Consider the following 12,314-nt stretch of genomic DNA (forward strand, 5'->3'; position numbering starts at 1 on the left):
AAACTGTGGTGATCCCCACAATAGGGGCGGCGTGTATGCGGCTAGCATCACAACGGAATCAGTTTAAGGTTTCCACGGCCGTGTTCGGCGAGCCCGCCCGCTGCGTACGAGAGGACCTCACGTGTCATTAGCTTCAGAAGCCGAGGATGCCGCGCGCGCCTACGCGCAGTGGCAGGAGGCGGTGGCGGGGGTGCTGGCCAAGTCCCGCCGCGTCGACCCCGCGGAGCTCGGACCGGAACCGCAGCGGCTGCTCGAGACCACCACCTACGACGACGTCGCCGTCGCGCCCCTCTACGGCCTGCGCGACGAACGTCCCGAGGCGCCGTTGCCCGGCTCCTTCCCCTTCGTCCGTGGCGGTTCCGCGGTCCGCGACGTCAACACCGGATGGCTCGTCAGCGCCCGCTTCGGTGACACTCCCGGCGAGGTGAACGAGCGCATCCTCGACGCCCTCGAGAACGGCGTCAGCGCCCTGTGGCTGCGTGTCGGCGCGGACGGCATCGCGATCGCCGACCTGCCCGCCGCGCTCGACAAGGTCCTGCTCGATCTCGCGCCGCTCACCCTCGACGCCGGCGCCGACACCGCCGCCGCCGCGGGCGCCCTCTACGCGCTGCTCGATGCGCGCACCGACGTCGCCGAGCGCGCCGCCGTGCGGTTGCATCTCGGGGCCGCCCCGCTGACCAGCGCCTTCTCGGGACGCGCCGACGTCACCGTCGCCCAGGCCGTCGAGCTCGCCCACGCCGCCGCCGGCCGCGCCGAGACCGTGCGGGCCCTCACGGTCGACGGCACCGCATTCCACAATGCCGGGGCCGCCGACGCCGAGGAACTCGGTGCCGCCGTCGCCGCTGGACTCGAGTACCTGCGCGAGCTGACCGGCAGCCGCCAGTCCGCGGCCCGGGCTCTCGGCCAGATCGAGTTCCGGTTCGCCGCCACGGACGACCAGTTCCAGACCATCGCCAAGTTCCGCGCCGGCCGGCAACTGTGGGCCCGCATCGCGCAGGTCGTGGGTGCGGCCGACGCCGGTCACGCCCCCCAGCACGCCGTCACCTCGGCCGCGATGATGACCCAGCGCGACCCCTGGGTGAACATGCTGCGCACCACCCTCGCCGCGTTCGGCGCCGGCATCGGCGGCGCGGACGCGGTCACCGTGCTCCCGTTCGACGCCGCCCTGCCGGCCGGCGCGCTCGGGGTGTCGGAGGCCTTCTCCGCGCGCATCGCCCGCAACACCCAGCTGCTGCTGCTCGAGGAGTCCAACCTCGGCCGCGTCCTCGACCCGGCCGCCGGGTCCTGGTACGTCGAGGAACTGACGGCGCAGATCGCGGCCAAGGCGTGGGAGTTCTTCCAGCAGATCGAGGCGGCCGGCGGCTACCGCGCCGCCCTCGACGCCGGCCTGATCGCCGAGCGGATCGCCGCCACCCGCGCCCGCCGCGAATCCGACATCGCCCACCGCCGGACCGCGGTGACCGGCGTCAACGAGTTCCCCAACCTGGCCGAGGCGCCGCTGCCCGCGGAGACCGCCGACGCCGGGGCCGCCGTCGCCCGGTACGCCGCCGCCTTCGAGGCGCTGCGCGACCGCTCCGACGTCCACCTCGCCGCGCACGGCGCCCGGCCCCGGGTGCTGCTCGCCCCGCTGGGGCCGATCGCCGAGCACAACATCCGCACGACGTTCGCCGCGAACCTGCTCGCCTCCGGCGGCATCGAGACGGTCAATCCCGGTCCGCTGTCCGTCGACGACGACAGCATCGCCGCCGCCGTCCGCGACGCCGACGTCACCGTCGCCGTGGTGTGCGGCACCGACAAGCGCTACGGCGAACAGGCCGGCGCGGCCGTCACCGCCCTCCGCGACGCCGGCGTCGGCACCGTCCTGCTCGCCGGGCCGGAGAAGGCCGTGAGCGAGACCGGCGGCGCCGCGCGCCCGGACGGGTTCCTCACCGCCAAGATCGACGCGATCGCCGCGCTGACCGACCTGCTGAACACCCTGGGAGCGTAAGTGAGCATCGAACACAAGATCGGCAGCTTCGCCGACGTCCCGCTGACGGATCCGGCGGCGCCGGCCCCCGCCGCCCCCACCGAGGAGCAGGCCGCAGCGCTCGTCGACGGGGTCGCCGCCGCCAACCACTACACGACCGAGCAGGTGGTGTGGTCCACGCCCGAGGGCATCGACGTCAAGCCCGTCTACACCAAGGCCGACCGCGACCGGATCGTCGCCGAGGGCTACCCGCTGGGCAGCTACCCGGGTCTCGAGCCGTTCGTCCGCGGCCCGTACCCGACGATGTACGTCAACCAGCCGTGGACCATCCGGCAGTACGCCGGGTTCTCCACCGCCGCCGAGTCCAACGCCTTCTACCGGCGCAACCTCGCGGCCGGGCAGAAGGGCCTGTCGGTGGCGTTCGACCTCGCCACCCACCGCGGCTACGACTCGGACCATCCCCGCGTGCAGGGCGACGTCGGCATGGCCGGCGTCGCGATCGACTCGATCCTCGACATGCGGCAGCTGTTCGACGGCATCGACCTGTCGCAGGTGTCGGTGTCGATGACCATGAACGGCGCGGTGCTGCCGATCCTGGCGCTGTACGTCGTCGCCGCCGAGGAACAGGGCGTCAAGCCCGAGCAGCTGGCCGGGACCATTCAGAACGACATTCTGAAGGAGTTCATGGTCCGCAACACCTACATCTATCCGCCCAAGCCGTCGATGCGGATCATCTCCGACATCTTCGCCTACACCAGCGCGAACATGCCGCGCTTCAACTCCATCTCGATCTCCGGCTACCACATCCAGGAGGCCGGTGCGACCGCCGACCTCGAGCTGGCCTACACCCTCGCCGACGGCGTCGAGTACATCCGCGCCGGCCTCGACGCGGGCATGGAGATCGACAAGTTCGCCCCGCGCCTGTCCTTCTTCTGGGCCATCGGGATGAACTTCTACATGGAGATCGCCAAGATGCGCGCCGGCCGCCTGCTGTGGGCCGAGCTCGTCGAGAAGTTCCACCCGAAGTCGGCCAAGTCCAAGTCGCTGCGCACCCACTCGCAGACCTCCGGCTGGTCGCTCACCGCGCAGGACGTGTTCAACAACGTCGCCCGCACCTGCATCGAGGCGATGGCCGCGACCCAGGGCCACACCCAGTCGCTGCACACCAACGCCCTCGACGAGGCCCTCGCGCTGCCCACCGACTTCTCCGCCCGCATCGCCCGCAACACCCAGCTGCTGCTGCAGCAGGAGTCGGGCACCACCCGGCCGATCGACCCGTGGGGCGGCTCGTACTACCTCGAATGGCTCACCCACGAGCTCGCCAACCGCGCCCGCAAGCACATCGCGGAGGTCGAGGAGGCCGGCGGCATGGCGCAGGCCATCTCCGAGGGCATCCCGAAGCTGCGCATCGAGGAGGCCGCGGCCCGCACCCAGGCCCGCATCGACTCCGGCCGCCAGCCGGTGATCGGCGTCAACAAGTACCAGGTCACCGAGGACCACGAGATCGAGGTCCTCAAGGTCGAGAACTCCCGCGTGCGGGCCGAGCAGCTCGCCAAGCTCGAGCAGCTGCGGGCCGACCGCGACCCCGAGGCCGTGCAGGCCGCGCTGGACGCCCTGACCCGCGCCGCCGGCGCGACCGACACCGGGCCGGACACGAACCTGCTGGCCCTGGCCATCGACGCGGCCCGCGCCAAGGCCACCGTCGGCGAGATCTCCGATGCCCTCGAGAAGGTCTACGGCCGCCACCAGGCCGAGATCCGCACCATCAGCGGGGTCTACCGGGACGAGGCCGGAAAGGCGGTCAACATCAGCACGGCAACCGAACTGGTCGAGAAGTTCGCCGAGGAGGAAGGCCGCCGGCCGCGTATCCTCGTCGCGAAGATGGGCCAGGACGGCCACGACCGCGGGCAGAAGGTGATCGCCACCGCCTTCGCCGACCTCGGCTTCGACGTCGACGTGGGACCGCTGTTCCAGACCCCCGAGGAGGTCGCCAACCAGGCGGCCGACAACGACGTGCACGTCATCGGCGTGTCGTCGTTGGCCGCGGGACACCTCACCCTGGTGCCCGCGCTGCGGGAGGCCCTCGCCGAGGTGGGCCGCCCGGACATCATGATCGTCGTCGGCGGGGTCATCCCGCCCGGCGACTTCGACGAGCTGTACCAGGCCGGTGCCGCCGCGATCTTCCCGCCGGGCACCGTCATCGCGGACGCCGCGGTGGGGCTGCTGCACAAGCTCGCCGACCAGCTCGACCACGACCTCGGGGCCTGACCCGCAATGGGCAGCACCCCCGTCGGCAGTCACACCCGCCGGCCCGCGGTCGACGTCGACGCCCTCGCCGAGGCCGTGCTCGCCAACCGGCGGGCCGGCCTGGCGAAGGCGATCACCCTCGTCGAATCCACCCGCGACGACCATCGGGAGCAGGCGCAGCAACTGCTGCTGCGCCTGCTCCCGAAGGCGGGCGGCGCGATGCGCGTCGGCATCACCGGCGTTCCCGGCGTCGGCAAGTCCACCTTCATCGATGCGCTGGGCATGTACCTGCTCGGCAAGGGGCACCGGGTGGCGGTGCTCGCGGTGGATCCGTCGTCGACCCGCACCGGCGGCTCCATCCTCGGTGACAAGACCCGCATGGCGCGGCTGTCGGTGCAGCGCGACGCCTACATCCGGCCGTCCCCGACGGCCGGCACCCTCGGGGGTGTCGCCAAGGCCACCCGCGAGACGATGGTGCTGCTCGAGGCCGCCGGGTTCGACGTGATCCTCGTCGAGACCGTCGGGGTCGGGCAGTCCGAGGTGACCGTCGCGAACATGGTGGACTGCTTCACCTTCCTGACCCTCGCCCGCACCGGCGACCAGCTGCAGGGCATCAAGAAGGGCGTCCTCGAACTCGCCGACCTGGTCGCGGTCAACAAGGCGGACGGCCCCTTCGAACGCGACGCGCGGGTCGCGGCGCGGGAACTGGCCGGCGCCCTGCGGCTCGTGCATCCGCACGACGCGGTGTGGAAGCCGCCGGTGATCACCATGAGCGGCCTCGAGGGCGCCGGCCTGGACACGTTCTGGGACACCGTCCTCGAGCACCGCCGGGTCCTCACCGCGGCGGGCCTGTTCGAGGAGAACCGGCGCCGCCAGCTGGTGGACTGGACCTGGACGATGGTGCACGACCAGCTGCTGCGCCGGCTCGAGACCAACCCCCGGGTGCGTGCGCTCCGCGGCGACGTCGAACGCGCCGTGCGCGACGGCTCGCTCACCGCGGCGCTGGCCGCCCAGCAGATCCTCGACGCGTTCGACGCCGCACCCTAGCCACCCAGCCCCCAGACCGCCCAGCCCCTAGACCACCCAGCCCCTGGACCACCAGGCCGCCGGATCGCCGCCCCAGGCCCGGGCCGGGAACGGATAGTCCGGGTACTCGGCGAGCACCGGACGGGCCGTGGTCACCGCCGCGTGCGTGGCCACGGTCCGTGGCCCGGGACGCGCCGGCACCGGCGGGTGCGGGTCCCGGCCGGGCGCCTGCAGCAGCCACGCCGCGGTGCGGGCCAGCGCGACCGCCACGTCGCGGCCCCGCCCGTCCCGGTGCCGCGCGGCGAGCGCATCGAGCACCCCGGCCGCCAGCAGGTAACCGCTCGCGTGGTCGAGGACCTGCACCGGCAGCGCGCCGGGCGTGTCGGAGTCCCCCTCGGCCACCGCGATCCCGGACGCGGCCTGCACGATCGAGTCGAAGCCGCGGCGGGCCGCCCACGGCCCGGACCATCCCCACGCGCACACCCGGCCGTGCACGAGACCGGGCCGGATCGTGCCGGGCGCACCGGTCAGCGCGTCGAGCGCCCCGGGCCGGTAGCCGGTGAGCAGCACGTCTGCGTCGGCGAGCAGACGGCACCACGTCTCCCGCCCGCGACGAGTGTGCAGGTCGAGCAGCGCCGTGCGCTTGCCCTGCCCGTTCTCGGCGTGCTGCCAGGTGATCTCGGGGAGTGCGGGCGGATCGATGCGCAGCACCTCCGCTCCCAGCAGGGCCAGCGCGCGGGCGGCGACGGGCCCGGCGATCACCCGGGTCAGGTCCAGCACCCGGAGCCCGGTCAGGGGCCGCGCCGGATCGTCGCCTGCGACGGTCCGGTCGGCGGTGTCGTCCCGCGCGAGCATCCGGACCAGCGGGCCCGACGCCGCGGCCCGGCCCGGCGGGCTCGTCGCCCACTCGTGCTCGGTGCGCACCCGCACCGCGATCGCGTCGTGCGCGGCGGCTGCGTCCTCGACCGCCGCCGCCGGCAGCTGCCGGAGCCGGGCGGCGCAGCCGGCACGGTCGGTGCCGTCCGGCAGGTCGAGGGCGCGCAGCAGGCGCGCCCGGTGATGCGGGTAGTTCGCGTGGGTGCGCACCCACCCGTCGGCGGCGGCGAAGAACCCGGACAGCGCCGCGAACCCCTCTACGGGCCGGCCCGCCATGCGCAGCATCCGGTCCCCGCCGAACGACGCGGCGATCCGCTCCGGGTCGAGCCGCGCCCCCTGCGGGGCGAGTCCGCGGGCATGGCGGTAGCGGTCGGCGGCCGCCGCGAAGGCCGCCACGGCCCCGGCGGCGAGGTCGGCCACCGGCAGCCGGGCGGTGAGGAACCGCCCGGCCGGGGCGCAGTCGATGCCGGGCGCCGGCTCCACCGGGACGTCGAGGCCGGCGGCGGCGAGGGCGACGCCGTAGGCGTCGAGCACGGCGAGGGGGCTCGTCATGCGCCGAGCGTAGAGCGGGACGCTAGCTCGTGCGGTCCGCGGCCGGCTCCCGCAGCTCGGGGCGGGCCGGCTCGAGGCGCTCGAGCGCCCCGGCGGATTCGGCGCGGGTGAGGCGCGACCGGCGCCACGAGACCGTGAGCAGCGCGATCCAGCCGGCCACGATCAGCAGGTACAGCAAGGTAGTGGCCGTGGCGGAGATCTCGAACGAGGTGCACAGCTTCTGTGCGTTGGTCAACACGATGACGCCGCCGACAGCGGTGCCGAGCAGGGTGGCCGGTACCCGGCTGACCAGCCACGCCGCGATCGGTGCGGCGATGGCCCCGCCGAGGGCGAGACCGGCCACGACGAGCAGGTTGCCGAGCGATTCCCGGCCGAGACCGACGAGGAAGCCGATGCTCGCGGCGAGTGCGACGAGGAACTCGGAGGCGCTGACCGAGCCGATCACGGTCCGGGGGGCCGTCTTGCCGCGGGAGAGCAGGGTGCTGGTCGTGATCGGCCCCCATCCGCCACCGCCGCTGGCGTCGATGAACCCGCCGAACAGGCCCAGCGGGGACAGGAACTTCGCCGAGTGCGGTGAGGTGCGGGCGTGCGCGACGGCCGGTGGCCGGACCGAGAACCGCAGCGCCACATAGACACCGATGGCGAGCAGGATCGTCGACGTCACCGGGATCGCGGCCGCGGTGGACAGGCTCGAGAGCACCGTCGCGCCGAGGAAGGCGCCGAGCGCGCCGGGCACGCCCAGCTTCGCGACCACCCCCCAGTCCACATTCCGGAACCGCCAGTGCGAGGCGCCGGAGACGAGGGTGGTGCCGACCTCGGCGAGGTGCACGGCGGCACTGGCGTGCGCGGGACCGATCCCGCTGAAGATCAACAAGGTGGTGGCGGTGACCCCGAAGGCCATGCCGAGGGCCCCGTCGACGAGCTGCGCACCGATACCGACGAGCGTGAACACCAGAAGAGCGAACATGCAGAAGACTCCGACCACGAAGGAGCGAACCGGGGAGGGGAGAGGGCGGCGGACGCCGCTCAGCAACACTCCTGGTCGAAGCACGCGCCCCGTCGGGTGGGCCAGAACGCCATCAACGCGAGCAGGGTGGCCGGAGCCGCCGCGATGCTCGTCGTGTGCACGTTCGTGTCCCTTCCCAGGTCTGCCGTTCGCCGCTCTCGCGACGATCCGTCCGAGCATAGCCGGTCGCGCGCGGCGGCGCCGTCGCCGGGCGGCGTGTCGCCGCCTCCCGCGACGGCGCCGCGGCGGTCACGGCAGGCGCCGGGCCGTGATCTCGAATCCGGCGGCGCGCAACCGGTCGGTGAGTACGTCCCCGAAGGCGGTGGCGGGGGTGAGCACCCCGCCCCCGGCGTGGAGGCGGTCGCCGCCGAGGACCAGCGACAGTGCCGATTCGCCGAGCATCACCGCGGTCGCCTTGTAGCCGGGGTCGCCCTGGGCGGCGACGCGGGCGCGGTAGCGGGCACCGGTGCTCGTCGTGGTGTAGAGGTCGATGGTGAAGAAGCCGCGCTCGCGGGCAGACTCGGACGGGCCCTGTCCGGGCGCGGGCAGCAGCTTGTCGAGCACGAACCGGGTCGGGGGAAACGCCAGCCCCGCCACCAGCGCGCCGAAGCCCGCGGCGACACCGGTCGCCACGAGCGGCGACAGCCGCGACGAACCGACGCTCATGGTCTCCCGGTAGCGGAAGTGCGGCCCGTACGCCCAGCCGCTGAGCGCGTTGCTGCGGCGCACCACCCGGGTGTTGTAGGGGCCCATGAAGAACGGCGCGAGCCGGCCGGACAGGTCGGGCGCGACGGATCGGCCGTCGACGGTCGCCAGGTCGTTCTGGCGCCCGAGGTCGGGTTCGCGGGACCGGTCCGGCGACAGCGAGTAGGGGGCGAGGGCGACCTTGCGGGCCGCGGCGTCCCGGCGCACCACGTCCACCTGGGTGCGCATCGAGTCGATCGTGCCGCCGCTGACGCCGCCCCGCATCGCCCGCACCACCAGCGTCGTGTCGGTGAGATCGCCGGCGTCGTCGGCCTGCACGGCCCGGTGCAGCGCGTGCACGCCGAGATCGGAGGGGATCGAGTCGAATCCGCAGGAGTGCACGATGCGGGCGCCGGTGCGGCGCGCCAGGTCGTCGAACCGGTCGATGCTCTCGCGGTGGAACAACACCTCGCCGGTGAGGTCGACGTAGTCGGTGCCCGCCTCGGCGCAGGCCTGCACCAGCGGCAGCCCGTACTTGACGTAGGGGCCGACCGTGGTGACCACCACGCGGGTGCGGGCGGCGAGCGCGGCCAGCGACTGCGGGTCGCCGGCGTCTGCCTCGAGTACCGGCCAATCCCGCGCGGCGGGCCCGAGCTCGGCGCGGATGCGGTCGAGACGGGTGCGGGAGCGGCCGGCGAGGGCGATGCGCACCCCTTCGGGGGCGTGTTCGGCGAGGTAGGCGGCGGTGATCCGGCCGACGAAGCCGGTGGCGCCGTAGACGACGATGTCGAGATCGCGGGAGGCAGTCATGCGCCACACCCTACTGCCGGGTAAGTCAGGATGCGACGCGGCTCACACGACGGCGCCGCAGCCACCACCCGAACCAGGACACGACGATCGTCACCGCCACCGCGGCCCGCACGAGTCCCACCGCCGAGTCCGGGTAGATCACCCCGGTCAGGTAGTGGTCGATGAACCCGCTCGGCGGCAGGCCCTCGATCCCAGCGCGGCGGCGCGCCCAGTTCTCCAGATCGGTCAGCGGGCAGTCGAACCCGGCGAGGACGGTGGCGAACCCCCACACCACCGCCACTACGTGCAGCGCCAGCGTGCGGGGCCACCGCCACGCCAGGAAACCGCCGAACGTCACATACAGCAGGAAGGCCAGGTGCGCGGCCACGGTGACGTCGGCCAACAGCCGGTACGCCATACCGCCAGCCTAACCGGATCGGGCGGGGCAGCGGCCGTTCCGGACGACTACTCGTCCGAGTCGGTGCCCTTGACGACCAGGACGGGGACCGGCGCCTCGAGCAGCAGCCGCTGCAGGCGCCGTTCGAGCAGGAACTTGCCGAGCGCGTTGCGGTCGCGGCTGCCCACCACGAGACGGTCCGCGCCGGACCGCTCGACCAGGTCGACCAGCGCGGCGACCGGGTCCCCGTCGTGCACCGCCGTCCGCAGTTCCCACCCGTCGGCACCCAGGGCGGCGGCGACGTCCGCGCGGATCGAGTCGAGTTCGCGCTGCCCGGCCGCGCCGTCGTCGTCGACCGCGACGAGCACGAGGGTCGTGCCGTCGCCGTGGGCGGCCTCGCGGGCGGCCGTGGTGAGCGCGGCGTGTCCTTCCGGGGTGTCGGCGTGGACTACGGCAACGGGCATGGGGTCCTCCGGGGGCGGCGACGGCGTATGTCTCCAGTATCCCCGTCCCGGGGCGCCCAGGCCGCTCCCGGCGGTGTGGAACTGGTCTCTACCTGCGCGGACGTGTCGGGTGGATCTCACCCGGCCGGCGGGACGCGCTCACCACGGGGCCGGGCGGTAGTCCTTGAGGAAGCAGCCGTACAGGTCCACCCCGGCCTCGCCCTGCACGATCGGGTCGTACACGCGGGCCGCCCCGTCCACGAGATCGAGCGGGGCGTGGAATCCCTCCTCGGCCAGGCGCAGTTTGGTGTGGTGGGGCCGTTCGTCGGTGATCCAGCCGGTGTCGACGGCGGTCATGAGGATCCCGTCGGCGCGCAGGTCCTCGGCGCTGGTGCGGGTGAGCATGTTCAGCGCGGCCTTGGCCATGTTGGTGTGCGGATGCCCGGCCCCCTTGTACCGGCGCCCGGCGAACTGCCCCTCCATCGCCGAGACGTTCACCACGTACGTGCGGCGGGCCGGGGAGGCCGCCAGCGCCGGCCGCAGCCGATTGACCAGGATGAACGGTGCCACGGAGTTGCACAGCTGCACCTCGAGCAGTTCCAGCGGCTCGACCTCCCCGACGGTCTGCACCCAGCTGTTGGTGTACACCAGATCGGGCAGCAGCCCCCCGGCGTCGACCGCGACACCGGCGGCGATCCGGTCGGCCGTGGCCGACCCGGCCACCAGCGCGAGCGAGGTGAGCGACTCCGCGGTCAGCTGCGACGGCAGCGACCCGGCCAGCGCGGCCGGGTGCGCGTCCGAGGGCTTGCCGAAGGTGAGCACCTCCGGCCGCGGGCCGGCGGGCAGGGGACCGGACTCGGCCTCGGCGAGGGCGGAGTACGCGCCGGGGGAGCGGCGCACGGTCTGGGCGGCGTTGTTGACGAGGATGTCGAGCGGACCCTGCGCGGCCACGTCGTCGGCCAGGGCCACGACCTGGGCGGGGTCGCGCAGGTCGATGCCGACGATCCGCAGGCGGTGCAGCCAGTCGGCGCTGTCCTCCATGGCCGCGAAACGACGGATCGCGTCGTTCGGGAAACGGGTCGTGATCGTCAGGTGGGCGCCGTCGCGCAGCAGCCGCAACGCGATGTACATGCCGATCTTGGCGCGGCCGCCGGTGAGCAACGCACGCCGGCCCGTCAGATCGGTACGGGCGTCCCGCTTCGCGTGGTTCTCCGCGGCGCAGCGCGGGCACAGCTGATGATAGAACGCATCGACCCGGGTGTACTTGTCCTTGCACACGTAGCAGGCCCGCGGCCGGATCAGGGTGCCCGCACTCGCGCCCGGCGCGTTCGAGCTCAACGCGATCCCGGCGGTCTCGTCGTCGATGCGGGTGGGCGATCCGGTCGCGGTCGTCGCGAGCACCTGCCGGTCCGCGGCGACCTTGGCCCGGCGGGCCTCGTTGCGGCGCAGCCGCTTCAGCTTCTTGAACATGTGCCCCACGGCGCGCTGCACCGCCACCGAATCCGGGTGGTCGGCGTCGAGCTCACCCACGAGGGACAGGACGCGGAGGCAGGTGGCGAGGTCGGCCGGGTCGATACCCGGCGCGTCGGTGTGCGAAGTCATGGGCCTGTTCGTCGTGTGGGGCGGTACGGACCGATGGTATCGGGCGGGCCGCGCCGGCCGGCCCCGTGGGACCTGTGGCTCTGCCGGCGACGGCGGGAACGTGGCAGGCTCGGCGGGAAGGAATCCTCGACCCAAGGAGACGACGATGACCGCACGGCGCCGCCCGAAGTTCCGCGACCTGACCCCGGGGCAGCAGACGCTCGTGCTCACCCTCGCCGCTGTGCAGCTCTCGCTCGCCGCGACGGCGTGGACCGATCTGGCGCGGCGCCCCGCGGACCGGGTCGCGGGCAGCAAGGCGAAATGGGCCGCGATCATCGCGGTGAACTGGATCGGCCCGATCACCTACTTCCGCCGGGGCCGGATCGGCTGAGCCGCCCACCCGCCGCGGGCGGCGAACGCCCACCGCCGCGGGCGGCGAAGGCCCCGAACCTGCTCGGTTCGGGGCCTTCGTCGACGATCTCGATTCGGAGTGTCCGAGGGGGGACTTGAACCCCCACGTCCGTTAATAGGACACTAGCACCTCAAGCTAGCGCGTCTGCCATTCCGCCACTCGGACATGCTGATGCTCCCCGCTCCGCGGGTGCCGTTTCAGCGTAGCCTACCCGGGCGCCCCGTCCCAATCCGCTGGTCGACGGCCCGGCCGGCTCCGGCGGCGACGCACGGCCGATCCGGCGTGGCCCGGCGCCGCAACGGCGAAGGCCCCGAACCTGTTCGGTTCGGGGCCTT

At 73.3% G+C, this 12,314-nt stretch carries 10 protein-coding genes and 1 tRNA gene; 4 read left to right on the forward strand and 7 right to left on the reverse strand.

Annotation, left to right across the window (positions count from 1 at the left end; translation table 11 throughout):
- The first annotated feature begins 121 nt into the window (after window positions 1-121).
- The 3 genes from mutA to meaB are packed head-to-tail and all read left to right on the forward strand — an operon-like array spanning window position 122 to window position 5,260.
- On the forward strand, window positions 122-1,987 hold the full coding sequence (mutA, locus tag F1734_RS13975) for a methylmalonyl-CoA mutase small subunit (protein ID WP_040271566.1): 1,866 nt from the start codon (window positions 122-124) through the stop codon (window positions 1,985-1,987).
- Entirely contained in the window at window positions 1,988-4,234 is a 2,247-nt protein-coding gene (gene scpA / locus F1734_RS13980; protein WP_102030712.1) for a methylmalonyl-CoA mutase, read from the forward strand.
- A 6-nt stretch (window positions 4,235-4,240) separates the two neighbouring features.
- Window positions 4,241-5,260, forward strand: coding sequence for a methylmalonyl Co-A mutase-associated GTPase MeaB (meaB, locus tag F1734_RS13985; RefSeq protein ID WP_040271567.1), 1,020 nt, complete (start codon window positions 4,241-4,243; stop codon window positions 5,258-5,260).
- A 27-nt stretch (window positions 5,261-5,287) separates the two neighbouring features.
- Here meaB and F1734_RS13990 read toward each other — a convergent pair whose 3' ends face one another.
- From F1734_RS13990 to F1734_RS14015, 6 genes are all read right to left on the reverse strand, one after another.
- On the reverse strand, window positions 5,288-6,667 hold the full coding sequence (locus tag F1734_RS13990; protein WP_202637528.1) for a CoA transferase: 1,380 nt from the start codon (window positions 6,665-6,667) through the stop codon (window positions 5,288-5,290).
- Between the two features lie 22 nt (window positions 6,668-6,689).
- Complete coding sequence (locus F1734_RS13995) at window positions 6,690-7,634, reverse strand: sulfite exporter TauE/SafE family protein (protein ID WP_010595045.1); 945 nt, start codon at window positions 7,632-7,634, stop codon at window positions 6,690-6,692.
- 288 nt (window positions 7,635-7,922) lie between these two features.
- A complete protein-coding gene (locus F1734_RS14000) occupies window positions 7,923-9,167 on the reverse strand; it encodes a saccharopine dehydrogenase family protein (RefSeq protein ID WP_203010694.1) in 1,245 nt (414 codons plus the stop codon).
- A gap of 25 nt (window positions 9,168-9,192) precedes the next feature.
- The gene (locus F1734_RS14005; protein WP_040271570.1) at window positions 9,193-9,564 is read right to left on the reverse strand and encodes a DUF2784 domain-containing protein; all 372 of its coding nucleotides are present in this window, start codon (window positions 9,562-9,564) and stop codon (window positions 9,193-9,195) included.
- 47 nt (window positions 9,565-9,611) lie between these two features.
- On the reverse strand, window positions 9,612-10,007 hold the full coding sequence (locus F1734_RS14010; RefSeq protein WP_064066672.1) for a universal stress protein: 396 nt from the start codon (window positions 10,005-10,007) through the stop codon (window positions 9,612-9,614).
- Window positions 10,008-10,145: 138 nt separating this feature from the next.
- The gene (locus F1734_RS14015) at window positions 10,146-11,588 is read right to left on the reverse strand and encodes an SDR family oxidoreductase (protein ID WP_203010695.1); all 1,443 of its coding nucleotides are present in this window, start codon (window positions 11,586-11,588) and stop codon (window positions 10,146-10,148) included.
- Window positions 11,589-11,733: 145 nt separating this feature from the next.
- Between F1734_RS14015 and F1734_RS14020 the strand changes: the two genes are divergently transcribed.
- Window positions 11,734-11,958 carry a membrane protein gene (locus F1734_RS14020; protein ID WP_010595039.1) on the forward strand — a complete coding sequence of 75 codons (225 nt, stop codon included), beginning with the start codon at window positions 11,734-11,736 and terminating at the stop codon, window positions 11,956-11,958.
- 100 nt (window positions 11,959-12,058) lie between these two features.
- On the opposite strand, the gene F1734_RS14025 is transcribed toward F1734_RS14020, so the two are convergent.
- Window positions 12,059-12,144 (reverse strand) — tRNA-Leu (locus F1734_RS14025).
- Between the last annotated feature and the right edge of the window lie 170 nt (window positions 12,145-12,314).

Source organism: Rhodococcus ruber (genome assembly GCF_016804345.1).
Taxonomy (GTDB): Bacteria; Actinomycetota; Actinomycetes; order Mycobacteriales; family Mycobacteriaceae; genus Rhodococcus; species Rhodococcus ruber.